The organism is Paenibacillus sp. YAF4_2 (assembly GCF_052113225.1).
Lineage (GTDB): Bacteria > Bacillota > Bacilli > Paenibacillales > Paenibacillaceae > Pristimantibacillus.
Map to the genome: position 1 here is coordinate 540,808 of NZ_JBFRCT010000004.1, position 23,966 is coordinate 564,773.

General features: G+C 47.7%; 21 protein-coding genes. 2 read left to right on the forward strand and 19 right to left on the reverse strand.

What is annotated here, in order from left to right; all coding sequences use genetic code 11:
* Positions 1-34 precede the first annotated feature (34 nt).
* The 7 genes from AB4Y93_RS12890 to AB4Y93_RS12920 all read right to left on the reverse strand — a co-directional run bounded on the left by AB4Y93_RS12890 (position 35) and on the right by AB4Y93_RS12920 (position 6,248).
* Complete coding sequence (locus AB4Y93_RS12890; protein ID WP_441892489.1) at positions 35-265, reverse strand: helix-turn-helix transcriptional regulator; 231 nt, start codon at positions 263-265, stop codon at positions 35-37.
* A complete protein-coding gene (locus AB4Y93_RS12895) occupies positions 262-654 on the reverse strand; it encodes a helix-turn-helix transcriptional regulator (protein ID WP_441892491.1) in 393 nt (130 codons plus the stop codon). Before AB4Y93_RS12895 ends, AB4Y93_RS12890 begins: the two co-directional genes overlap by 4 nt.
* Positions 655-807: 153 nt before the next feature.
* Positions 808-1,857, reverse strand: coding sequence for a Gfo/Idh/MocA family protein (locus AB4Y93_RS12900; protein ID WP_441892493.1), 1,050 nt, complete (start codon positions 1,855-1,857; stop codon positions 808-810).
* Positions 1,858-1,903: 46 nt separating this feature from the next.
* Positions 1,904-2,641 carry a ThuA domain-containing protein gene (locus tag AB4Y93_RS12905; RefSeq protein ID WP_441892495.1) on the reverse strand — a complete coding sequence of 246 codons (738 nt, stop codon included), beginning with the start codon at positions 2,639-2,641 and terminating at the stop codon, positions 1,904-1,906.
* A gap of 81 nt (positions 2,642-2,722) precedes the next feature.
* Positions 2,723-4,327, reverse strand: a complete 1,605-nt coding sequence (locus AB4Y93_RS12910) for an extracellular solute-binding protein (protein WP_441892567.1) — start codon at positions 4,325-4,327, stop codon at positions 2,723-2,725.
* Between the two features lie 97 nt (positions 4,328-4,424).
* Positions 4,425-5,336 (reverse strand): carbohydrate ABC transporter permease, encoded by a 912-nt coding sequence (locus AB4Y93_RS12915; RefSeq protein WP_441892497.1) that lies wholly within the window; start codon positions 5,334-5,336, stop codon positions 4,425-4,427.
* A 21-nt stretch (positions 5,337-5,357) separates the two neighbouring features.
* Complete coding sequence (locus AB4Y93_RS12920) at positions 5,358-6,248, reverse strand: ABC transporter permease (RefSeq protein WP_441892569.1); 891 nt, start codon at positions 6,246-6,248, stop codon at positions 5,358-5,360.
* Positions 6,249-6,641: 393 nt separating this feature from the next.
* Here AB4Y93_RS12920 and AB4Y93_RS12925 point away from each other — a divergent pair, with 393 nt between their 5' ends.
* Together AB4Y93_RS12925 and AB4Y93_RS12930 are read left to right on the forward strand one after the other, a co-directional pair.
* Positions 6,642-8,387 (forward strand): sensor histidine kinase, encoded by a 1,746-nt coding sequence (locus tag AB4Y93_RS12925; protein ID WP_441892499.1) that lies wholly within the window; start codon positions 6,642-6,644, stop codon positions 8,385-8,387.
* Positions 8,384-9,991: a response regulator transcription factor gene (locus tag AB4Y93_RS12930; RefSeq protein WP_441892501.1), complete on the forward strand. Its 1,608-nt coding sequence runs from the start codon at positions 8,384-8,386 to the stop codon at positions 9,989-9,991. Before AB4Y93_RS12925 ends, AB4Y93_RS12930 begins: the two co-directional genes overlap by 4 nt.
* Before the next feature lie 289 nt (positions 9,992-10,280).
* On the opposite strand, the gene AB4Y93_RS12935 is transcribed toward AB4Y93_RS12930, so the two are convergent.
* The 12 genes from AB4Y93_RS12935 to AB4Y93_RS12990 form a co-directional block, all read right to left on the reverse strand.
* On the reverse strand, positions 10,281-11,132 hold the full coding sequence (locus AB4Y93_RS12935; RefSeq protein WP_441892502.1) for a carbohydrate ABC transporter permease: 852 nt from the start codon (positions 11,130-11,132) through the stop codon (positions 10,281-10,283).
* A 3-nt stretch (positions 11,133-11,135) separates the two neighbouring features.
* A complete protein-coding gene (locus AB4Y93_RS12940) occupies positions 11,136-12,110 on the reverse strand; it encodes a carbohydrate ABC transporter permease (RefSeq protein ID WP_441892504.1) in 975 nt (324 codons plus the stop codon).
* A gap of 61 nt (positions 12,111-12,171) precedes the next feature.
* The gene (locus AB4Y93_RS12945) at positions 12,172-13,590 is read right to left on the reverse strand and encodes an ABC transporter substrate-binding protein (RefSeq protein WP_441892505.1); all 1,419 of its coding nucleotides are present in this window, start codon (positions 13,588-13,590) and stop codon (positions 12,172-12,174) included.
* Positions 13,591-13,897: 307 nt separating this feature from the next.
* The gene (locus tag AB4Y93_RS12950; RefSeq protein WP_441892507.1) at positions 13,898-14,584 is read right to left on the reverse strand and encodes an LrgB family protein; all 687 of its coding nucleotides are present in this window, start codon (positions 14,582-14,584) and stop codon (positions 13,898-13,900) included.
* A complete protein-coding gene (locus AB4Y93_RS12955; RefSeq protein WP_441892508.1) occupies positions 14,577-14,930 on the reverse strand; it encodes a CidA/LrgA family protein in 354 nt (117 codons plus the stop codon). The genes AB4Y93_RS12950 and AB4Y93_RS12955 overlap by 8 nt, the downstream gene beginning before the upstream one ends.
* A 165-nt stretch (positions 14,931-15,095) precedes the next feature.
* Positions 15,096-16,067 (reverse strand): Gfo/Idh/MocA family protein, encoded by a 972-nt coding sequence (locus AB4Y93_RS12960; protein WP_441892509.1) that lies wholly within the window; start codon positions 16,065-16,067, stop codon positions 15,096-15,098.
* 93 nt (positions 16,068-16,160) lie between these two features.
* Positions 16,161-16,562: a cupredoxin domain-containing protein gene (locus AB4Y93_RS12965; RefSeq protein ID WP_441892510.1), complete on the reverse strand. Its 402-nt coding sequence runs from the start codon at positions 16,560-16,562 to the stop codon at positions 16,161-16,163.
* 204 nt (positions 16,563-16,766) lie between these two features.
* Positions 16,767-18,599: a glutamine--fructose-6-phosphate transaminase (isomerizing) gene (gene glmS, locus AB4Y93_RS12970; protein ID WP_441892512.1), complete on the reverse strand. Its 1,833-nt coding sequence runs from the start codon at positions 18,597-18,599 to the stop codon at positions 16,767-16,769.
* Positions 18,600-19,281: 682 nt separating this feature from the next.
* Complete coding sequence (glmM, locus tag AB4Y93_RS12975; protein ID WP_167278960.1) at positions 19,282-20,622, reverse strand: phosphoglucosamine mutase; 1,341 nt, start codon at positions 20,620-20,622, stop codon at positions 19,282-19,284.
* 127 nt (positions 20,623-20,749) lie between these two features.
* Positions 20,750-22,207, reverse strand: a complete 1,458-nt coding sequence (locus tag AB4Y93_RS12980) for a CdaR family protein (RefSeq protein ID WP_441892513.1) — start codon at positions 22,205-22,207, stop codon at positions 20,750-20,752.
* Positions 22,200-23,045 carry a diadenylate cyclase CdaA gene (gene cdaA, locus AB4Y93_RS12985; protein ID WP_441892515.1) on the reverse strand — a complete coding sequence of 282 codons (846 nt, stop codon included), beginning with the start codon at positions 23,043-23,045 and terminating at the stop codon, positions 22,200-22,202. Before cdaA ends, AB4Y93_RS12980 begins: the two co-directional genes overlap by 8 nt.
* Positions 23,046-23,240: 195 nt before the next feature.
* The gene (locus AB4Y93_RS12990) at positions 23,241-23,873 is read right to left on the reverse strand and encodes a zf-HC2 domain-containing protein (protein WP_441892517.1); all 633 of its coding nucleotides are present in this window, start codon (positions 23,871-23,873) and stop codon (positions 23,241-23,243) included.
* Positions 23,874-23,966 lie beyond the last annotated feature (93 nt).

Sequence of the window (23,966 nt, forward strand, 5' to 3'; positions counted from 1 at the left end):
TCTGTTATCCATTGTTAATACTTGCACCATAGAACTAAACTATTTTATCATCTGTTGCTATGTAATGGTTATAGATTTGTTCCCCCAGTTTTTTGATTTTGTTAGCCACTTGAACCGGCTCCAGCACCTGAACATCTGGTCCGTAGCTTAACAGCATGCCATATGTCCAATAATTATCCGGGTAGTTGACTTTCACCAGCAGAGATCCGTCAGCCAGGTTCTCGACCTTATCCAGTCCAAAAGCCTCCTCTGCCCGTACTCTCATCCGAGACGTGACTCCTTATTCCCCCAACGGGCATCAAGCTCTTCCATTTGATGCTGCTCGGATCTTGCTACTAATGCTTTAATCTTGGTTAACAAGCTATCCATTTCCCTATCATCTAACGAGGCTTGAACGCCTCTTAAAGCAATCAGAATCGACTGCAGATCTTCAAAGGTTACAATTTGCCGATCGATCCGGAACTGTTCCATAATCTCATAGCCCCCATCCGTGCCGGTGTATGACACGATAGGAATTCCTGCCGTATTAATCGTCTCCAGATCACGATAAATGGTTCGCAGCGAGACTTCGAATTTATCCGCTAACGTCTGAGCGTTAACCCTCCGCTTGCTTAATAGGATCATCATAATCCCTAGTAAACGTTCTATTTTCAACTGCTCTCCCCCGCTTCCCTTGCCCAAAATTTTACAGGTTATGGAAAAAGAAGTCGAACAATTTTTTATTTCCGTCTCTGTAGGTAGCCTCATAGTAAACGAATAAAAACCCCAGCAAATAGGATCATTTGCTGGGGCTTCACCTCTTAACTCTTACAACTCAATCGTACGCTTCTCCTCGCTTGAGCGAATGACTGCATCGAGCACCTCTTGATTGCGGTAGCCGTCCATGAAGCCCGGAAGGCTCTCCGCAGCTGTGCCATCAAGCAGAGACAAGAAGTCTCCATACTGGGACACTTTGCATCGCTCCGGCACGTCGATGACCGCCTTAGCCAGCTGGCCCGGTGCTTCCTCGCGGATCCAAATAATCTGGTCCGGATCCAGAGTTGACGCGTGCAGCGTCCCGGCATCGCCGTAGATCGATACTTCATGCTGATTACCTGAGCCGATTGCATTACGCGACGATTGGAAGATACCAACCTCATCGCCAGACATTCGTGCTTGGAAGCTAACGAAATCGTCAACCTCGATCTTCACCATTTGGCCAGTCGCCGGATCCGGACGCTCAGGAACGAGCGTGCGCATCTGTGCCGACAGCTCCTTAAACTCGCCGAAAAGGAACCTCGCCAAATCGATCATATGCGAGCCTAGATCACCAAGCGTACCTGTGCCGGTAATGTCTTTATTAAACCGCCAAATATAAGGCGTATGGTTTGATACCGCACCCCAGCCTTGCAAGTATTGGATCGAGAAGCTTCGCACCGTGCCAAGCTTCCCTTCCCGCACAAGCTCCCGAGCATAGCGGAAAGCCGGTGTGTAGCGGTAGCTGAATCCAACCATCCCGCTTACGGGCTGCTGTTCATACAGCTCCAGCAGCTCGGCTGCCTCCTCGAAGACACGGGTAAACGGCTTCTCCGCTAGAAACGGCTTGCCTGCATTCAGGCAGGCGCGGACGATATCCGCGTGGACGTTATTTGGCGTCACCGATACGACTGCATCTACGTCTGGATCACTGATCAGCTGGACGAAATCGCCATATCTTTTGCCAGCCGGGATGCCGAGCTGCTCGCCTCTTTCCGTTAATGCCGCCTCATTCACATCGCTTACCGCAACAATCTCATAACGACCTTCTTCAGCCATCCATCGGATATGCGAATGCGACATACCGCCAAGACCAATCAATCCGATTCGAAACTTTTTCATATATCCCCAACTCTCCCATGACTTTACTAAGCTCGCTGCCTGCCCCTTATCTTTTAGCAGCACCAATCTGCTCAAGTGGCTGCACATTACCGCGAATAGGAAGCTCCCGCTTCACAGGCTGCGCCCACTTCGCCGCGTTTACGATGACGCGCTGAATCGCCGGGTTATGATAGGTTGGATAGGTTTCATGGCCGGGTCTGAAATAGAACACCTTGCCGCTGCCACGTGTATACGCACAGCCGCTGCGGAAGATCTCACCACCCTCGAACCAGCTTGTGAAGATCAGCTCATCCGGCACAGGAATATCAAAATGCTCGCCGTACATTTCCTCTTCAGGCAGTTCAATATATTCGCCGATTCCTTCAGCAATCGGATGACCTGGCGCAACAACCCAGAGGCGTTCCTTCTCATCGGCTTCACGCCATTTCAAGCTGCAGCTCGTTCCCATCAGTGCTTTGAATATTTTAGAATAATGACCCGAGTGAAGAACAATTAGCCCCATGCCATCCAGCACACGCTGCTGAACTTTACTGACGATCTCATCCTGCACTTCATCGTGAGCAAGATGCCCCCACCAGATGAGCACATCCGTCCTCGCCAGCTTCTCATCAGTAAGACCATGCTCTGGTTCATCCAATGTCGCCGTCCCTGCATCCATTCCCGCCTCATTCAAGAAGCGCGCAATCGCTTGATGAATACCTTCCGGATAAATCTCCTTCGCCTTCGGATTCGTCTGCTCATGGCGGTTCTCATTCCATACCGTTACTCGTAAATGGTTATTCATATTTGGTTCCTCCTAAAAAGAATTAGTGCGTTCTTTGCGATAATTCTTACTTCGTAAGCATACGCCTAGAATCCCGTGCTGTTATTGAACGCTCATATAGCGGTTGTATGCGTCATCGTAGATTTTGATCAGCTTCGCAAGGCCCATATCGTTCAGCTTCTTCACGTAAGCATCCCACTCTTGGTCGATGCCGCCCTTCGTCACCCATTTGGCGCGTGTGCTCTTAATGTAGCTTTCGATATCTGTAAGGAGTGTCGGCAGCTCGGCATACTCTTCAACCGTATACATCACATCCGGGAATGGTGTAGTCACGTAGTCCTTGCCCAGGCTGTCGAGCTGCAGCTTTAGACCATCGCCGCTTGCAGGATCCAGCTTGATGCTCTTCTCGAATTCAGGACTTGCGTATTTTGGTCCAAAATCCCGCAGAGAGCCATCCCAGTACCATGCGTCTGCGCTTGTGCCGTCCGGCGGATCCATAAGGGTATAGGTGCCGTCGCCGTTTTTCTCAATAGTTGTGCCAATTGCTCCCCAGAAGTTCTGAATACTTGCCTCGCCGGTGTAGAACTCATCTGCCCAGCGTGCAGCTACCTCAGGATGTTCGTTAGAGGTCGTAATTAGTACCTCATTACGGCGGAAGCTCATGCCATTTGGATCACCAATTTGATATTTCTTCCCGTCCGGTCCAGTAATCGGTGCGATCGTCTCATATTGCTTGCTCCATTGGCCAAATACAGCGTCCGGTGTCCATTGATACGAGAACCCGATCAGAGCAGCGTCCGGATTTTGTCGTTTCGCTGTCAGCATCGTATCGTCCTGTGTGAACGTTTCTTTATCAATCAAGCCTTCCGAATACAATTTATTCGTCCATGCGATCCCCGCTTTATATTCTTCCGATGTTGGGAAGTACTCCGGCTTACCGTCCTTCAGCACCATATGGTTGCCGCGGATATCCGTAATGCCGAATGGGGCAAGCAGATTCATATCTATATCCTTCGAATCTGCATACGGAATTTCATCGGCCTTGCCGTTGCCGTTTGGATCTTTTTCCTTGAATGCTTTCAGAACGTTGTACAGCTCATCCAGTGTTTCCGGCGCCTTCAGTCCCAATTTGTCCAGCCACTGTTTGTTAATGACCGGCTGCACAGAGGAGTAAGGACGTGATGGCAGTCTTGCAGGCAGCGAATAGATCTTGCCGTCCGGGAACGTGCTCAGCTTCTTAAGCTCCGGCGTCTCAGCCATAGCCGCCTTCAGATTCGGCATATATTTGTCGATGTAATCGTCTAGTGGACGGAAAATACTAAGGTTGTTCACGATATCAGAATCCCCAAATGCAATGTCACCAATAATCATATCCGGCAGCTTGCCGCTTGCCAGCATAACCGATTTCTGAGCATCCCAATCACTGGAGGAGATGACCTGCCAATTGATCTTCACGTTCGAGTTTTTCTCCAGCTCCTGGAGCCAGGTATTCTTAGTAAAGGTGTCACCCATGTTGCCCCAACGAATCGTCAGGACGTCGAGCGTTACCGGCTTGTCGACGATAGGCATGCCTTCCTGATGGAAGTTACTGTCTGATGCGGCATTCCCCGTGCTATTAGTAGGTGCATTATTGTTATCCTTACCACTGCTGCAGCCTGCAAGCACTGTTGTACCCAATATGGAAACCAAGGCCAGGCTGGACAGCATTTTTCTCGTATAGCTCTTCGAGTTCATATTCATTGTCATGTCTAACTCCCCTTATAACATGATAAGTGCATTTAACTTGACGATCCCGCAGCAACAGCTATTCCTTCACGGCGCCGATCATCACCCCCTTATTGAAGTGCTTTTGCACAAACGGGTAGATGCACATGATCGGAACTGTAGCGACGATAATGACGGAATAGCGAAGCAAGTTAGCAAGCCGCAATGCGATTTGAGCCGCTTCCCCCGTCCCAAGCGCGGTCTGCATCTGATTCGTCACCAGTATATCCCTTAGGATCAATTGCAGCGGATACAGATTCTCATTCTGCAAATAAATAAGCGCATTGAAGTAAGAATTCCATTGGCCAACCGCAAACCATAATGCCAGCACGGCAATAATAGGCTTCGAGAGCGGCAATACCATTTGAGCATAAAAGCGAAGATTACCGCAGCCATCAATTTGTGCCGCTTCCCATAATTCCGTCGGAATTCCCGTCCGGAAGAACGTACGCGCCACGATAATATCGAACACGGCAACGGAGAATGGCAGTACCATAACCCAAAATGTATCATACATATGGAAATCACGAATGGTCAGGAATGTCGGTACAAGTCCCCCATTGAAGAACATCGTGAAGATGAAAAACAGCGATAAAAACTTACGTCCGACAAGATCTTTCCTCGACAAGGCATAGCCGGCAGAAATGTTGACGACAAGCCCGATCAAGGTGCCAACAACCGTATAGATGATCGTGTTTCGGTAGCCGACCCAAATATTTGAATGATTCAGTAATTCCTTATAACCGTCGAGTGTAAACCCTTTCGGAATAACCCATACCTGTCCGTTTCCGACAGCCGAAGGATCACTGAAGGATGCGATAATAATAAAGTAAAGCGGATATAAGACAATAATAAGCACAAGCACGGCCCAAATATATAACAACGTTTCCATTATCTTATCGCTGTTGCCTAATTTCTTCGGTTGCAGAGTTAATTTCGTTGCAGCCTCCATAGTTGTTTTACCTCCCTTTTCTTACCAGAGACTGTTCTCGGAATATTTTTTCGATATCCAGTTGACCAGAATGAGCAGTGCGAAATTAATTACTGTATTAAATAGATTAATAGCCGCTGAGAAGCTGTACTGGGAGCTGAGTAATCCGATCTTGTACACATAAGTCGAGATGACCTCGCTGCCAGATATATTCAAGTTGTTTTGCAGCAGGTACGCCTTCTCAAAGCCAACGCCAAGCAATCCGCCGATTCGCAGGATTAATAGCGTTACAGCTGTCGGAATAAGCATCGGAATATCGATGAACCGGATTTTCTGCCACCGGCTTGCCCCGTCGACTGTTGCTGCTTCATACAAGCTTGGACTTACCGAAGCAAGGGCTGCGAGATAAATAATGCTGTCCCAACCGGTATGCTGCCAAACATCAGACCATACATACAGACTGCTGAACATGCTGGCCGATCCCATCAGGTTTGGCGCTTCGGCGCCAAATAAGCGGTAGATGCTGCCGATCAGCCCGTTCCCAGGCGACAGCAGAATCATCATAAGACCAACGATGACGATGGTAGAAATGAAATGCGGCATATAGGTGACCGTCTGGAACACCCGTTTGAACCGGTTCGCCCGCAGCTGATTCACGAGAATCGCGAATATAATCGGAAGCGGAAACGTTACGAAGCTGTACAAGCTGATAAATACCGTATTCTTAATGGTGACGGAGAATTGGTAGGAGTGAAAAAACTTCTCAAAGTATTTGAAGCCTACCCATGGACTGTCCATAATGCCAAGCGCCGGCTTGAAATCTTTAAACGCGATAATGACCCCGTACATCGGCTTATAAGTAAAACAAAGCAGCAGGATGACAGCCGGCAAGAGGAGCAGGTACAAGCCCCAGTTTCTGCTGATTCGATGCATTTGACGCTGCAAGCTGCTGCTAGATGAACTGTTTATCAAGAATTTGAACCTCCTTAAAAGAATTGTGAAGCAATTCTTGCTTCGTAAGCATTAGCTTAGCTGTGTAGTTAATCTTACAGTTCCTTGCTTTCTCTTCTAACAACTTCAGTATACTTGCAGCAAGCGATGCGATTTGGACATCCTGAATGACACATTCCGGACTTTTCGAAGGCGAATGTCGGGATTCTCTCCTGATCCAAATCGAACGACATACAATTCAGACTTTCTACTGTCACATTCCAGACATTCGCTTTATTAGAGGCATGCAATCGGTTGCATTTTCATAAAGCGGCATTATAATTATCAGACATGGTTTCGAATACTAGAGGCTGATAGCAAGGAGTTGCGGGGCATATGGCCAAACAAGCGGAGAACAAGCTCTATCCGATTCAGCATTACGTCAAAATCATTCTCGTCATTTCCTTTTCCGCGCTCATTCTGGATTTCATTATCAGCTTCGCGTCGATTACAATCGTCAAGCAGCAGTCCGCACGTGATTTGCGAGACACCGCCTATTTGTACATTAATCGGATCAACAGCGACTTCTCCTATATCAATCATTTCATGGGCTGGACGCTGGCGAACGACGAGAATGTAAAGATCATGGATATGCATAACACGAACGAGACCGAATTTATGAAAGCAAATGATACGTTATACCGGCGGTTCGTCGAGCTTCAGAAAAGCTATAACCCCAGCTATAATTTCTTCCTCTTCTTTAATAAGAAAAAACTGATGCTCAACATTGCGCCTATGGGGGTCACATACAAGGCATACCAGGAGCTTCAGAAGCAGATCAATGTCTATATTGAAGATAAAGTCATTTATGAGCAATTCTACTCCCGATGGTCAACCATCCAGCTAGCCGGGAAATTTTATATCGTTAATATCGTTCCTTACCACGACAGCTACATGATTTGCTTGATCTCGGCAGATGATCTCATCCGCCCGCTTCGCCAGATTAATCTCGGTGAGAATGGCTATGCCTCCTTACGTGCCGAGGACGGCAGTCTTGTAACAAGTCCAATCTCGAATAAAGGGAAGCTGCTTAACATTGAGCCGGAAACCTCTCTCTTGAACCCGCTCCAGACGAAAACAACGGTCAACGGAGAGTTCGACAATGCTTCGTTCTTCGTCAAGCTTGTCATTCAATTCGGCGCCTTCGAGAAAATCATGATCGTTCAGCTGCTGATTATGCTGCTGGCCGTCATCGTCGCCTGCAGCCTGAGCTTCATTATGCTTTATTTCAAGAACAAGGTGCTGCAGCCGATCAAGAGCTTCTCCTATAACCTCGCCTTCTGGACGGAGGACGGTGAACCCATTGATAGTACGAGCAGCAAGATTGTGGAGCTTGAGAAGGCTAATAAGCAGTTTGCTCAACTGGTGACGCAGATCAAAACCTATAAGATCGACATCTACGAGCGCGAGCTCGAGAAACAGCAAATTCAGCTGGATTATATGAAGCTGCAGATTAAGCCGCATTTCTTCCTGAACTGCCTAACGACCATTCACAGCATGGCACAAATGGACATGACCGAAGAGATTCAGCAGATGGCCTTGTCCACCTCCGTCTACTTCCGGTATATTTTCCAAAACGGCCAAGACTTCGTACGCATGGAGGACGAGATCGAGCATGTCCGTGTTTATCTCGAGATTCAGAGGAACAGGTATCAGGGATCCTTCCTCTATCGTATTGAGCAAACCGAACTAACGAGGGACACTCCAATTCCGCCGCTTGTGCTGCAAACCTTTATCGAGAACGCAATCAAATACGCGGTATCACGGGACAATCAAGTGCTGATCGAGCTGACTGTTGAAGAGCAGCTTATCGAGGGCGAGACAATGACTGTCATTCAGATTTCGGATACCGGCCCTGGCTTCCCGCCTGATGTCCTGGAGAAGCTGCAGCAAGGACAGCCGCTCGACCAGACGTATGGCACGCAGATTGGGATTATGAATACCGCTTCGCGGCTTGACTATTTGTACGGTGAACGAGCGTTGATCCGCTTCTCGAACCGAGATAGTGGAGGCGCATGCATCACCCTTTATTTACCGGAGCTTCCGGTAAATCCAATCGAGAATGGAGTGCAGAGACGATGAACGTATTGCTCGTAGATGACGACTACTTTGTCGTGACCGCGCTGGAGAAGAAGATCGACTGGATATCGCTTGGTATTGAGTCGGTCTATACCGCTCATAATGTCGCTCAAGCGCGCGAAATTCTGATGAACCACAAGGTCCAAATTCTTATATCCGATATCGAAATGCCGCAAGGCAGTGGTCTGGAGCTGCTAGCGTGGATTCGTGAGGAGAACTACAACGTGCAGGCGATCTTCTTAACCAACTACGCAGATTTCAACTATGCACAGAAAGCAATTGAGCTGCGCAGCTTTGAATATTTCCTAAAACCCATTCAGTTCGATAAGCTGATGCTTATTATCCGGAAAGCCGTCGAGCGTGCGAAAGAACAGCAGCAGCAAGAAAAAGCCATTCAGGAGGGTTATTACTGGCAGCGCAATCAAGCGAAAATCCTTGAGCATTTCTGGCGCAAGCTGATCAGCAGCAGCGTCTCCTTCCCTCTTAAGCCAACGGACATCTCGCGAGCTGTCGAGGAACAGCATCTATCGTACGGGATGACTGAGCTTATTCAGCCCGTGCTGCTTAATCTATTCCCACACGATGGCAGCATGGGCATCGAAGAGAAAAATCTGTTCGATTTCGCGCTGCTCAACGTCCTGTACGAGCTGTTTCAACATCCGCAGTTTACAGTTGAGACCGTGCTGGAATACAGCGTCCATAACTGGATCGCCGTCTTGAAATGGAAAGAAGCGCCTGACCTTCAGACGCTTGATGAGTTATGTGCCGCCTTCATCCAACAGGCAAACCGCTCACTGAAAAGCGATGCGTGCTGTATCGTGGCCATGTCAGGCAAGCTCGAAGACATCAGTCCAATTATTCGGCAATTGCTGCAGCTGAATCAGGATATCGCCAAGCGGCGTAATCAAATTTTTTTCGCGGAGCATGGTCTTAAGTCCGCCGATGATTCCTACAGACCACCAGATCTAGCGCGGCTGGAGGAGCTTCTGGAGCGGAACCTGCCGGAAGAGTTTTTACGTGAAACGACCATGTATTTGAATGACTCTGCACAGCAGAATCATTGCTCCACCTCTGTGCTTGGTCTGTTCCGTCTGGATCTTATGCAGCTCGTCTACTCCTTCCTCAAGTCGAAAGGTATTCAGGCTCATCAGCTGTACAAAGGGAAGTCCAATGAACGGCTGCTCGCTCATTCCTTGAACTCGATTGAGGATATGGAAGCTTACCTGCGATACCTGGTACATACGGCCATGTCGTATCGAGATTTCGCCGAGCAGCCCAAATCAGTGGCGGAGGAAATTAAGCAATATATTCATGCACACTACGGGGAAGATCTCACCCGCCTCAGTCTGGCGGAAGTTGTCTATCTCCATCCCGATTATCTGGCCCGGCTGTTCAAGAAAGAAACGGGGGTATCGCTTGGCACCTATGTCATTGGAGCGCGAATCGAGGCTGCCAAGCAGCTGCTCCGAACGACGCAGCTGTCGGTGTTCGCCGTGGCGAAGAAGGTCGGCTACGCCAACTATTCCTACTTCGCGAAAATTTTCAAGCAAGAGGTTGGTATGACACCAAATGAATATAAACAAGGTGAGGCAGCGAATCCAATGTAATGCCATCCTTTAGCTTTAAGGCTACACTGGATTATATACAGCAAAATACTGCTCAAATCCCCTTTAGCTTGAGCTTCGTTGGATTCGATACAGTATAATCAGTTCAGTTTGAGCGATATAGCCTAATTCCGTGAAATGTAATGGATGAATTCCAACATAGCTACAGCCTCGTCACCTAGTGCCAGATCATACTGGAGAAAATCCAACGTAGACCACCAACAGCTGCAGCAGCCTAGAATAGCACAGGGGCTGTCTCATATGAGACAGCCCCTTCTTCTCTTCGAAGGTACTATTCCTTCACGCCTCCAAGCGCTACACCCGCGATAATATAACGGGACAACAGGAAGTAAATCACAAACAACGGTAATGCCGTTAAGGCCAGCCCCATATAAATCGAACCGAACTCCGTCTTGTAAATATCACCGCGCAGCAAACTTACCATCACTGGCAGCGTATATTTAGATTTATCTGTCAGCAGAATCAGCGGCATGAACAGGTTGTTCCAGCTGCCAACAAAAGCAAAGATAGCTTGCGTTGCCACAGCCGGCATCATGATTGGCATGATGATCTTGTTGAAGGTAGCGAACTCACCGGAGCCATCTACACGCGCTGCCTCTATGATCTCAAGCGACAGTGTCGCAAGCAGGTATTGGCGCATGAAGAATACAATGGCCGGCGCTGCAATCGAAGGCAGAATCAGCGGCAGGAAGCTGTTCGTCCAGTGCATTTGATACATGAACTGATAGAAGCCAATCGCACTTGCCTGTGCCGGAATCAGCATCACACACATAATGAAAGTAAAGAACGGCTGACGCCATTTCCAGTTGTACACGACAAGCCCGTATGCTGTTAAAGATGAGAAATAGACCGCGCAGATGGTCGAAGCACCGGAGATGGTCATCGAGTTCAGGAACCCTTTTAAGGGATCGAAGCTCTTGCTGACGAGTACATCCCAGTTGGTCATGAAGTGTGTAGATGGCAGCAGGGATAGACCGCTTTGAATTTCCGCCGTAGAACGTGTGGCATTGACGAACATAATCCAGAACGGAAGGATACTAAGCAGCGACAGGCCTATGCAGACGATGTAGATAATCGTCTTGTTTATGCCCCGGGATGTTTTCGCAATATTCGTATTCGCCATGACTTACATCCCCCTTGTCGCTGCTTTTGCAGCTTTATTTATCATCTTTTGTTGTTTCTTAAGCTTTGCCTCACTGCGATCACGCATCAGGTAGAACACAATGAGAGACAGCGCAGCTGCAATGATGAACATAATCATACTAGCTGCCGCGGCCTTATTATACATATAGCTGCCCTTGAACGCCTGCCCGTAGATGAACACGGAGGTCGTCAGCGTAGCATTGTCCGGTCCGCCAGCTGGAGTGATGAACAGCTGCGGAATATCGAACATTTGCAGACCACCAATCATCGATGTAATCAGTGAGTAAAGTAAGATCGTACGAAGACTTGGCAGCGTAACGCGGAAAAAGGTTTGAATCCCGTTTGCGCCGTCAATAGAAGCCGCCTCAAAAAGAGCTGGGTTAATACCCATCACACCTGCAATAAGGACAATCATGGTGTTACCGTACCACATCCAGAATTGGATGAACGAAACAATACCCCGCGCGGTATTTTTGTCCTGAAGGAACTGGATCGGTGCGTCCGACCACCCCAGCGCGTGAAACAAGCTATTCACAGGACCCATCGGATAAGCGAACAAGGTGCTGAAGAGCACGGCTATCGTACTCGCCGTGATTATATTCGGCATATAGAGCAAAACTTTGAATGCGCCTTGTCCTTTTACATTAAGGCGCCGGTTAGTAAACCAGGCGGTGAGCAGAAGCGCAAGCACGATTTGAGGTATGAAGTTGGCAATCCATAGGATTAGGGTATTAATAAGAGACTGTCTAAACGAGACATTCTCCATAATAAGATCTTTAAAGTTCTGAAAAGGATTATCCATGATATGAATTGGCTTCGGTATTACACCCTTCATATCCGTGAACCCAATGACTGCGGTGTATAACGTTGGATATAATGAGAAAATCAGAAAGATAATGATAAAAGGAATACTGAAAATATAGCCGTATTTCGAGTAGTTGACTCCATTGCGGCGCATGCTCTCACCTCATCAATTGATATAAAGGGGCGGGAAGCTCTCCCACCCCTTCGGCGCCAAATTATTCGCTTTCGATTCCGAGTTGATCTGTAACGGTTTGCTTGAAGTCTTTGAGCGCTTGTTCGCGGCTCTTGCTGCCTGAAGCATATGCACGAACTTGATCACGCCAGATCAGGTTGATCGATTCGTCAAATTGGGTCAGGTTTTTGCCTGTAGCGTTAGCGTTAGCTGGAACAAAAGCATCAAACATGTTTTGTCCGCCAAGCAGTGGAACTTCTCCGTTCGACTTCGACATAACAACAGAGGATGCTACGCTGTCTTTCGTGCCTTGCTCGCCCTCTTTCATCGTGCCGTTAGCCCAGTAATATTGGAGACCTGTCTCGGACGTATCAAGCGTAACCCACTTAATAAAGTCAGCAACCGCTTGTTTCTTAGCATCGTCCTTCGTAACGTCTTTGTTAGCAAGCAGCCAAGTGCCGCCCCAGAAGAAGCCCGTTGTTGGCTCTGTAACAGCCCAGTCACCATTCGTGTCTTTCACTTGACCGTTCATCACATAGTTGATCAACCAAGCTGGACCAAAGAATCCGAAGACTGGTTTTGGACCGGTACCAGACATATCTGCATACCATGCTTCCTGCCAGTCTTGTGTTCCATTGCTGTAACCGTTGTCTGTCAGCTTCTTGGAGAAATCAAGGAAAGCTTCACGTTTTGGATCGATATGAAGCTTACCGTCAACGATCCAGCCCTTGTCGGAGCTGTTCTCAATCGCGTGCCAAATATCGCCGTCGCCGGAAACAATCGCGTAACCTTTTGCTTTCAGCTTGTCAGCAGCAGCAAAGTATTTATCCCAGCCAGGACCAACTTCGTTCTTGATTGCTGCAGGGTCATCCGTTCCAAATACATCTTTCGCAATCGAACGACGATAGATGAAGCCGCCGCCTGTTGCTTGATAACCAAGTGCTTTCAATTGACCGTCTTTGCTGCCGATATCAACCGAATATTGGGCGATGCCCGCGTCCTTCACCAGTTGGTCATCAAGACCAAGGTCAGCATAGTTTGCTGCATAGCTGGATGCGTCACCTTGTGTATACTTAAGTACAAACGCCGCTTCAGCTGCGAAGATGTCCGGAGCGTCCTTACCGCCGCCGGCCAATGCTTGGTCAAGAGCTGGCTGATAAGCGCCGTCTGTCGTTGCGATTACTGTCGTTTTAAACTCTACATTTGCATCAGGATGAGTTTCCAAATACTTTTTCGTCATGTTCGGAATTTCATCCGTGAAGCTCCAGAGATTGATCGTGACTTTCTTGCCGTCATTTGTTGCTGGCGCCTCTGATGCAGTAGCAGTAGATGTTGTTGGGCTTGGGCTAGATGAGTTTGAGTTCGAATTCGAGTTGTTGTTCGAGTTCCCACACGCTGCAAGAGCCGTCGTCATTACTAGCATGGCAGAGATCCCCGTTAAAGCACGTTTCATCCGTTTCATACTTTGCCTCCCTTTTAATTTAAACCTTGTTTTTATGTGCGTTATTTTGTAACCGCATTCATAATTATAGGACCAATATTTGGAAGGCGTAAGGATACCAGTATTGGTAAAAATTCCACTTTTATTGGTTTATTGTTCCAAAGTCGTATGTGAATGGATCTCTAAATGGATCTCTATATAAGTCTTTCGCCTCAAACTGCGAATAGTTCGCTCGGTACCTTAACATTTGATCTCATCAATAGGTAACGCAAAAAAAGGTATCCGTCGTCAACTAATAACGATAGATACCTTTCACTATATTTAATTGTTACAGCCACCAAATGAGCGGTATGCAAAGTATAGGCGTCAATATGCTCGACAGCCCCATTGCAAATGCGCTGATGCCGCCTTGGATCTCGGATTCACGCATGATGCGTGCTGTACCAATACCATGAGATGCTGTACCCATAGCGGCTCCAATTGCTATATCGCTACGGAACTTGCACAATTTAAGAATGCCTGGTCCAATCATACTGCCTAGCAGCCCTGTCAGTACAGCGAATACACCAGCTAGTTCAGGTGTGCCGCCTAATAGATCAGCAATTTCGATCGCAATTGGTGTTGTGACCGATTTGGGAAGCATGGTGAGCATGATTTGTTTCGAGCCATGAAGAAGACTACTTATTCCCCATACGGCAAGCAGACCGCATACCAAACCCGCACCAACTGCTGTAACGATAGGGACAAGCTGATCTCTTAGCTTTTGAAAGTTTTTATAAAAGGGAACCGCAAGGGCAACCGTAGCAGGCCCAAGGAAAAAGGTAATGACATCCCCTCCTGCGCGATAAGCCTCATAAGGAATATCGCTGAGCAGCAGCAGTACAATAATCCCTCCTGATGTTACAAACAAGGGATTTAACCAACGGTATCGACTATTAAGGAGTTGAGCCCCCATATAAAAGACCACAGTAATCGTAATTCCAAAGAGCGGCTGCTCAAACCATGCTTCATTCATAGGTACGTTCCTTCACCTTTCCAGACTGCCTTGCCGCAATTCCAGCAGTGACGAGTAGAACAATAATCGTTGGAACGATTAAAGTAACCACCACTACTATCCACTGATCTCCAATTACTCCAAAGAACATCATCGTTCCAACGATGACAGGTGCGAAAAAAATCATCATATGCTTTAAAAAAAATTGCGCGGTTTCCTCAATCCAAGCGAGCTTAATCCACCCTGCAAACAAGCTGATCACAAGCAGCACCATCCCTATAACATTTCCCGAGATTGGCACGGACAACAAGGTGTGAATGGCATTCCCCAATAGCGTATACCCGAGTAATATGGCTAAACCTCTCATAAGCTGGTCATCTCCTTATATATGAAAATAATATCTCTTACTAGCAGAAAAACGCAATTGCAGAATGTATAAGTTAATAGTATGAAAAGGTAACATGCAAAAAGGCACCTACCGTTAAATAACGATAAGTGCCTTTATTAAGTGGTGATCAACTCTAGCAAAAAATTATCTCAGCTTAACAGGCAGTCCCGTTCTCGCTGATTCATTAGCCGCCATCGTTACTCGATGGGTCTCCCACGCATCCTCATAGGTGGACAGAATTCTGCTGCTGTCTCCTGTTCTGACAGCATGAAGGAAGGCTTCATTTTCTCTCACATATGGATTGTTCGACGCTTTGTACTCGGTCTTCTGATCGGTTTCGATATCAACAAGAGCATCTCCCGTAATCTGCAGAACCCCTGTATTCGTGTAGATCTGCAGGCCTGCAGAACCACCGGCTGGAATCGCACACGTATTGCTGATTGTAGCAACTGCACCGCTAACCAGCTTCATCGTCACTGTCCCTACGTCAGGAGCCGTAACTCCCTCTTCCCTTCTTGCCATATACCGGTCTCCATAAGCCGCATAAACTTCATTCACGTCCCCAAGCAAATAGCGCATCAGGTCCACAATATGTGTCGTCTGCTCGACAAACTGTCCACCGGAGGTCTCCATATTGCGCCACCAATATACGCCTGGCATCGAGCCCATCCATTGTCCGAGTGCCATGAGTGGTGTCCGGTTAGCAAGAAGCTCCTTTGCATGATTGGTGCTGTCCATGTATCGGAAGTGATAGCCAACCGATGTTAGCAGCCCCTTCTCCGTAATGGCCTGACGAATCCGATTTGGCGTTGCCTCATCCACACCAATCGGCTTTTCAACCAGGAATGGAATTCCCCGCTCCACAAGTGCAAGCTCAATCTCACCATGTGCAAAAGGAGGCGTGCAAATATAGACAGCATCCAGCTTGCTATCCTCTAGCATAGCCTCAATAGAATCGTAACCACGTGCATCACGATAAGGCTTTGCCGCCGTTTCTGCCTTCTCAAGACTTGTCCCGCAGAACGCGCTGACGCTGATACCCTCCATCGCAGCAAGCTTTTCCGCATGCATTCGTCCAAACCAACCTGTACCCGCTATACCAATTCGAAGAGTCACTTAATCTACCACCTTACGTATGGGTTATTAATACTCTCCCCCATTGTTTACTTGCCTCCTAAGGATGTCAAGTAAAACCCTGCTTTATCCCTTCTAAACCACCGTAATGGTTCCATGGTACATATACATATCGCAGTCGAATTGATAGGTTCCCGGCTTGAGATCCTCTAACGTTGTGAAATTGTCACCCTTCTTCAAATAGACATCAAATCCCAAACCTTCTGAATCTACAGCTCTTATACAGGTCAAGCTGGTTGTTTTGATGAAATTTATCTTTGTCGGAACTCCCGCCTTAATCTCCACATGATCTGGGTAGAAACCGTCTCCTTTTGCCTGAATAGTGACAACTTGATAACCGTCTTGCTCTGTTACTGCAGCAGGTGCTTCCACGGATGACTTGCTACCCGGATCGTAAAATACGACGAAGAATAAAACACATATTATAAATATGACTGAGATTAACCATGTTGTTTTCGATTTGATTATGCTTTTCATATAAACACTGTACCCCCTCTGTGCCAACTACTTCAAAATGTGACTAGGTTGATTATACACCTTATCATGTTATTAGTTTGGCCTGCCATATGGCTGTTCATTGAAGGAATGGTGAAAGTTTATTTACATTTATGAAAATAAAAAAGCTCGCTGATCAACAGCGAGCTTTTTATTAAATCATTACAACATATGAGTGCTCTTTCCTTACTCGACCGTTACCGATTTTGCAAGGTTACGCGGCTTATCAACGTCATGCTCAAGTGCAAGCGAAGCATAGTACGAGATCAGCTGCAGCGGGATAACTGACAGAGCCGGTGAAAGAAGCGGCAATGTCTTCGGAATCGCGAACAATTCATCAACGGATTTAGCTACTTCAACTTCGTTGCCTGCGTTTACGATACCGAGTACATGAGCGCCGCGGGCTTTTACTTCTTTGATGTTGCTCAGCGTTTTCTCATACAGCTCTTCTTGAGTTATCAAAGCAATAACCGGAATACCTTCCTCGATCAAAGCCAGTGTACCGTGCTTCAGCTCACCTGCTGCATATGCTTCGGAGTGAATGTACGAGATTTCTTTCAGCTTCAGCGAGCCTTCTTGTGCGACTGCATAGTCGACACCGCGGCCGATGAAGAACAAGTTTTTATGATGCGAGATCGACTCAGCTACCTGCTTCAGCACTGGTGCATTCTCAAGGATGCTCTCCACTTGCTCAGGAAGCTCGCCCAGCGCTGTGATAATGCCTGCTATTGTCGCTTCATCTTTCGTACCCAGAATGCCAGCAAGGTGCAGACCAAACAGGTAGAACGCAATCAGCTGCGAAGTGTACGCTTTTGTCGATGCTACCGCGATTTCTGGACCTGCCCAAGTTACGAGCACATCATCCGCTTCACGAGCAACCGAGCTGCCTACAACGTTAGTGATTGCCAGAACACGAGCACCATTGCGTTTTGCTTCACGAAGCGCTGCAAGCGTATCTGCTGTTTCGCCCGATTGGCTAACAACGATAACGAGCGTATCTGGTGTGATGATTGGCGAGCGGTAACGATATTCCGATGCTACATCCGTCTCAACCGGGATGCGTGCGAGCGATTCGATAACGGTTTTACCAACCATACCTGCATGGTAAGCCGTACCACAAGCAACGATATGCACTTTGCGAATCGACTTCACATAGTCAGCAGTCATCGTAAGCTCAGTCAGGTTAACCGACTTGCCATCATCCGCAATGCGGCCAAGCATTGTATCACGATATGCCTTCGGCTGCTCGTGAATTTCTTTCAGCATAAAATGATCAAATCCGGCTTTCTCCGCTGTCACAAGATCCCAATCGACATGGTATATTTCCTTGGAAATAAATTCGCCCTCTGTCGTCATGAGTTCGACACCATCACGTGTCAATACAGCCATTTCGCCGTCGTTCAAGATGTACACATTTCGAGTATGCTCCAAAATTGCCGGAATATCCGAGCCAATGAAGTTCTCGCCTTCGCCGACGCCGATAACAAGCGGGCTTGCAAAACGAACTGCAACCAGACGCTCTGGTTCGAATTCTGTCAATACGCCAAGCGCAAATGCGCCGCGCATACGTTTTACAGCACGTTGTACTGCTTCGACAATGTTGCCGTCATATTCGTCAGCAACCAGGTGCGAGATAACTTCAGTGTCAGTCTCCGACACAAAACGATGGCCTTTAGCCGTTAATTCCTCTTTCAGATCCAGGTAGTTTTCGACAATGCCGTTATGCACGACCGAGAACTTCGCCGAGTTATCTGTATGAGGATGCGAGTTAACGTCAGATGGCTTGCCATGAGTTGCCCAACGTGTATGACCGATACCAACCGAACCTTGCAGCGGCTCATCACGCAGTTTATCCTCCAGCACAGCCAGACGGCCTTTAGATTTCTTGATCTCCAGTCCGTTCGTTGTGAATACCGCAATACCAGCGGAGTCATAACCCCGGTATTCCAGCTTCTTCAACCCTTCGATCAAAATATCCTGAGAATCACGTTTACCAATATATCCTACAATACCACACATATAATAAAGACCTCCGTTTAATCGATAGTTGTCTCCCAACTATGAATACGGATGCCAGTCGATATGTGGCACAGGCGTATTACCCCTCTGCCCGTGCCAACCTATCAGGCGGCACCATAGACATACGGGAGCATGTTTAATTCCTCGAATGAATGCAATTACATCAAAATAAATAATAGTGCAGCCTGCCGAACGTTTGTAAGATCGGTCGCCCAATCCCTTTGCGTATCGGCTTTCGGTTGGCTTTGATAACCGGAAGGTCCCCGCCGAATAATTCGAACACCTTCACCTCGTCAGCTTCCCGTATGACTCCTCATGCTCGTAACTCCATAAGGCAAATCATCACGCAAGCTCTGGCGCTTATAAAACTGGTTACAACCACTATCCTCGCTTTCCTGCTGGAATCATACTTTCTATCATATTCACTTTCGACTGGTTTCGCAACCTGAACTTTAGGCGCAGGACGAACAACTCCGGTAATTTCTCCTAATAATATCCGCCTTCTCGTCCGAAATGCCTAAGCCCGACCATACATTTGCCCCAACTTTTGAAGCAAATAAAATCCCTTACATTACCTATATATTCACTCGCCTAGCCGACAAATACAAAAGTCCCCACGGAATCGTGAAGACTTTTGTATTTGTCGGCAATTAGTCGGCAGTAGACTTAAGCCCGCTAACGTTTAGCCTAATTGCTGTTTCACCACGTCAACGATTCGAGCCACATAATCTTCAATCTGATCTTTCTCTGGGCCTTCGGCCATAACACGAATCAGCGATTCTGTACCGGATGGGCGAACGAGTACGCGGCCGTTGTCGCCAAGCTCCTGCTCAACTTCCTCAACCGCTTTAACGATAGCTTCATTACCCGCGTATAGGCTCTTATCCTCTACACGAACGTTGACCAGCACTTGCGGATATTTGCTCATCAGGTTTTTCAAATCACTCAACTTGCGGCCCGAGGCTACCAGTGTATCAACCAGCTGTAAAGCCGTCAGAATGCCGTCACCTGTTGTATTGTAATCGAGGAAAATAACATGACCGGACTGTTCGCCGCCAAGGTTATATCCGCCCTTACGCATTTCTTCCATTACGTAACGGTCGCCAACAGCCGTCTGAGCCGTTTGCAGACCAATGCGCTGTGTTGCTTTGAAGAATCCGATGTTCGCCATAACTGTTGTTACAACGGTATCATTTTTGAGCTTGCCTGCCCGCTTCATCGCATCGCCGCAAATGCAAAGGATATAGTCGCCATCAACTTCCTCGCCTTTGTCATCAATAGCAATCAGACGGTCAGCATCGCCATCGAATGAAAGACCAAGGTCTGCGCCATGCGCCAGCACTTGCTCACGCAAGTATTCCGGATGCGTCGAACCTACGCCAGCATTAATGTTGCGGCCGTCCGGCTCCGCTCCAACTGTAATAATCTCCGCACCAAGCTCGCGGAATACTTTAGGTGCCAGCTCGTATGCCGAGCCATGTGCACAGTCGAGTACGATTTTAAGGCCCTTAAAATCACCATTGATTGTCGTTTTCAAATAATCAAGGAAACGATATTTTGCATTATCGTCATTCGTTACTGTGCCGATCTCGCCGCCAATAGGACGAGGAAGTTCATCAACCTCAGCATCGATCAAACGCTCGATCTCAAGCTCTGTTTCATCAGAAAGCTTGAATCCGTCCCCGCCAAAGAACTTAATGCCGTTATCCTGAACCGGATTATGGGAAGCAGAAATCATAACACCCGCATCAGCTTTTAATTCACGTGTAATATAAGCAACCGCTGGAGTCGATACGACGCCAAGTCGAATAACGCTAGCACCAATCGATAAAAGACCAGCAATCAGCGCAGCCTCCAGCATTGGACCAGAGATCCGTGTATCCAGTCCGATAACTACCTTCGGTTTATCCGCCTGGCCAGTTAAGACATAACCGCCGCAACGGCCAATTTTATAAGCAAGCTCCGGAGTCAGCTCAAGATTAGCTACTCCGCGCACGCCATCCGTACCAAAATATTTCCCCATTTTTTCTCATGCCCCTTTTGTCGTTAAATCTGCTGCTGCAATGGCCTATTCCTAATCCTACTCGATCTGAGGCCGCTTTTGAACTACATTTAACTACCGCTTTTCCCGCTTCCACTCGCACATTCCGTTACGGAGTAATACTTGGTTCCTCAGCGGTATCTTCATCTGGATCAGGAGTGGTGTTAGAACCGGAATCAGTTCCCGTGCCCGAGCCAGTACCATTACCTGTCCCCGTTCCTGCATTCGTATTCTTATCAGGAGGAGGGTCGGTTGCATTACCGGATGAATTTGAATCGGCAGGCTGGCCGCCAACCGGAACATCCCCGGCTCCCCCCGAGTTGCTATCGCTTGTTGCATTCTTATCGGTGATACTCAGCGTAATAGTTGGTTTTTCCTCTGCCAGATCAATAAATCGCGGCAGTTTGACAAGGAGCGGAACCGTTGCCGTTCCAACCCTGGCATCACTCAAATCCGCTGACAGCTTCACATCGTCGTTCTGCAGAGCTGCAAGCATATTAGGCGCACCACGAACCGTTATCGATACATGACCATCGTCAGGGTCCTTGAACGACGCCGTGAGTCCTTCCGGCAGATCGTTTAATCTAACGGTACGGTCCAGCGTTAATGTCTGGGAAGCCACTACCGTAACCTCTACATTGATTTCTGACGGTTCTACCATCTTCACGTCACCGACAGCTGTAACCTTCGCTTTCACCGTACCGGATTCCTTAATCTTCGATAGGTCGATGGTTACGCCGCCCGTGTAGGTTTCCATTGAATCCAGCAGCTTCTGATCACCGTACACGGCGACTTTATCGATATCCGCCTTCACCGAGCCGACACTTAAACCATCCGGCAGACTTCCAGTAAATCCTAGCTGCAACGGCATTGTCTTCAGCGGCGGTGTGACCGGAACCTCAACTTCTACTGCGGAAGGACGGACAATCGCATGTTCCATCGCTTCCCCTTCGGTATCGTACACGATAACCGGTGCTTTCTTGTTCACAACTGACTTTTCTGCACCTTCGATATCAACGGTTGTACGAACTGCCCCAACAAGAGCCATCTCATCCTTCGGCAGTGTAATGTTCACGATTGTACCTGATTTCACGGATGGAGTACCGGCAATATAACCATTCGCAGGTGTCCCTTCCGTTACGACCCCAAGATCAAACGTCTTCGTCTCAATCTCTACAATATCTACCGTAATGGAGCGTGGCGAGCTTTCTACAAGACTAATGCCTTTCGGCAAATCATAGGTCAGCGGTACCACATGCTCACCAGCTGTAACATTGCTCAAATCTGCATGTACAACATAATCCTCATCCTTCAGCGTCAATAGGCTTGCTTTCCGCCCCTCAACGACCAGCCGAACGACGGTTGGCTCTACATTTACAAGTGCATATTTCGTTTCATCTAGATCTGTCGGGATAACCGAGGCTGCTTCAATAACCTTTGTATCCATACTCGAGGTCACAGTAGCCGGAGTTGATTCCGGGTCAAAATGAACCATTGCCCACAAGAGCAGCGCAATCGCAACAGAAAGGATCTTGAGTATCGTCGGATGACTTAACCACTTATCCATCGCGGCCTCCTTTCCGCTTCCAGAACGAGAACGAGGATACGGTTGCCCGCTCCTTACCGCTCGTCTGTTTCGGCGTCAGCTCTTCGAACAGCTTGGAGATCAGTGATTCTTCCTTAATATCACGAACAATCATCCCGTTAATAGCAAGGGAAACTTGTCCTGTTTCTTCCGATACAATGACAGCAACAGCGTCACTGACTTCACTGACCCCAATGGCAGCACGGTGACGGGTGCCAAGCTCTTTGCTGATAAACGGATTCTCCGAAAGCGGCAAATAGCAGCCAGCAGCCATGATCTGATTGCCCCGAATAATAACCGCTCCGTCATGCAGTGGTGTATTAGGTGTAAAAATGTTCATGATCAACTCGGATGTAATCCGTGATTCCATCTGGATCCCGGATTCAATCAATTCCGTTACTCCGGTTGTTCGTTCAAAGACGATCAATGCCCCAATGCTTCGCTGAGCCATATGCTGAACCGCCTTCATTACACTTTCAATCTGTTCGGCAACAATATCGCGCTCCAGCGTCGAGGTACGAGCAAACAGCTTGCCGCGCCCCAATTGCTCCAGCGCACGACGAAGCTCCGGTTGGAAAATAATAAGTACCGCCAAGACGCCAAATGTGAACATCTGATTCATCAGCCACTTCAGCGTATAGAGATTAAACCAGGTGCTGATTGCCCAGGTGCCGACCAAGACCAATATTCCTTTTAGCAATTGAACAGCCCTTGTGCCACGCACGAGCAAAATCAATTTATAAATGATATAGCTAACAATGCCGATATCAATAATGTCCTTAATCCAGCCATTCCAAGTCAAATCATTGAAATAATTCACACAGATCAACCCCCAAACTGCCGACGACAATTATCTTTAAAATATTAGAATGTATATGATCTTTACATACTGTGCTTTTAGGCCCAGCCGTTTACACTTGTATGGATTCAACTTTATTATTTTCTAGAATTGCACTTAGAAACCCTTTTTTTTAGAAAAAAAATAACTGCCTCTCTGCAAGAGAGGCAGTTCGTCCTAAGAAGCCAATCCGCTGAACGTTTCCGTCACTTTGTACCAGAACCAGTCTAGCGCCTGATCGATGGTCCGGCTTTGTCCTGTAATGTAACCAGTCGATGCAAGATTCAGATTGCCGTCGATGACCGTTACATTGCCATCCACTTCACCCTTCACATCGGCAGTTCCATTCTCAATAACCAAATTACCCTTCACGTGGGCACCTTCAGGAACCGTGACCGTATTTCCATTAATGACAACCTGCTGCAGATCTTCACCGGATACAATCAGCTTTGAATCCTGATCCCACATCGAGGTGAAGCTTCCAAGCATAACAAGCACGAACAAAGCAGCAGCTGTAAGGCCCGGATACTTATAAATGTACCGCAGCAAGCCACGACGCTCTTTCGATTTTGCCGGCTTAGGCAGCTCAGCCATAATACGATTGGTCAAAGCTGATCTATCATAATCGGGAATGGAAACGGTATGCTCTATCGTGCTCAGCATCATCGCTTCCGTCTTCTCCAGCTGTTCAAAGCGGGCTAGGCAAGCGGGACATGAGCTCAAATGAGTCTGTAATTCTCGTGCATCTTCACGCGGCAGATCGCCGTCTAAATAATCATGCATCCATACACCCGCGACGTTGCAATTCATAGCAGCCAGTCCTTTCTTTCGTTTGCTCGCATAAGCTCTCCTCATTTATAGAGTACGTACAGCTCGCACATGATGTTTCACTTTTTTCGCGAA

What these genes read in the sequence shown, in the direction of transcription:
- glmS (WP_441892512.1), bottom strand. Translation starts at nt 18,599, where the DNA reads ATGTGTGGTATTGTAGGATATATTGGTAAACGTGATTCTCAGGATATT.
- AB4Y93_RS12900 (WP_441892493.1), bottom strand. Translation starts at nt 1,857, where the DNA reads ATGAAAAAGTTTCGAATCGGATTGATTGGTCTTGGCGGTATGTCGCAT.
- AB4Y93_RS12920 (WP_441892569.1), bottom strand. Translation starts at nt 6,248, where the DNA reads ATGCATCGAATCAGCAGAAACTGGGGCTTGTACCTGCTCCTCTTGCCG.
- AB4Y93_RS12905 (WP_441892495.1), bottom strand. Translation starts at nt 2,641, where the DNA reads ATGAATAACCATTTACGAGTAACGGTATGGAATGAGAACCGCCATGAG.
- AB4Y93_RS12955 (WP_441892508.1), bottom strand. Translation starts at nt 14,930, where the DNA reads ATGAGAGGTTTAGCCATATTACTCGGGTATACGCTATTGGGGAATGCC.
- AB4Y93_RS12915 (WP_441892497.1), bottom strand. Translation starts at nt 5,336, where the DNA reads ATGGAGGCTGCAACGAAATTAACTCTGCAACCGAAGAAATTAGGCAAC.
- AB4Y93_RS12980 (WP_441892513.1), bottom strand. Translation starts at nt 22,207, where the DNA reads ATGGATAAGTGGTTAAGTCATCCGACGATACTCAAGATCCTTTCTGTT.
- AB4Y93_RS12965 (WP_441892510.1), bottom strand. Translation starts at nt 16,562, where the DNA reads ATGAAAAGCATAATCAAATCGAAAACAACATGGTTAATCTCAGTCATA.
- AB4Y93_RS12945 (WP_441892505.1), bottom strand. Translation starts at nt 13,590, where the DNA reads ATGAAACGGATGAAACGTGCTTTAACGGGGATCTCTGCCATGCTAGTA.
- glmM (WP_167278960.1), bottom strand. Translation starts at nt 20,622, where the DNA reads ATGGGGAAATATTTTGGTACGGATGGCGTGCGCGGAGTAGCTAATCTT.
- AB4Y93_RS12990 (WP_441892517.1), bottom strand. Translation starts at nt 23,873, where the DNA reads ATGAATTGCAACGTCGCGGGTGTATGGATGCATGATTATTTAGACGGC.
- AB4Y93_RS12930 (WP_441892501.1), top strand. Translation starts at nt 8,384, where the DNA reads ATGAACGTATTGCTCGTAGATGACGACTACTTTGTCGTGACCGCGCTG.
- AB4Y93_RS12910 (WP_441892567.1), bottom strand. Translation starts at nt 4,327, where the DNA reads ATGCTGTCCAGCCTGGCCTTGGTTTCCATATTGGGTACAACAGTGCTT.
- AB4Y93_RS12935 (WP_441892502.1), bottom strand. Translation starts at nt 11,132, where the DNA reads ATGGCGAATACGAATATTGCGAAAACATCCCGGGGCATAAACAAGACG.
- AB4Y93_RS12925 (WP_441892499.1), top strand. Translation starts at nt 6,642, where the DNA reads ATGGCCAAACAAGCGGAGAACAAGCTCTATCCGATTCAGCATTACGTC.
- AB4Y93_RS12890 (WP_441892489.1), bottom strand. Translation starts at nt 265, where the DNA reads ATGAGAGTACGGGCAGAGGAGGCTTTTGGACTGGATAAGGTCGAGAAC.
- AB4Y93_RS12940 (WP_441892504.1), bottom strand. Translation starts at nt 12,110, where the DNA reads ATGCGCCGCAATGGAGTCAACTACTCGAAATACGGCTATATTTTCAGT.
- AB4Y93_RS12950 (WP_441892507.1), bottom strand. Translation starts at nt 14,584, where the DNA reads ATGAATGAAGCATGGTTTGAGCAGCCGCTCTTTGGAATTACGATTACT.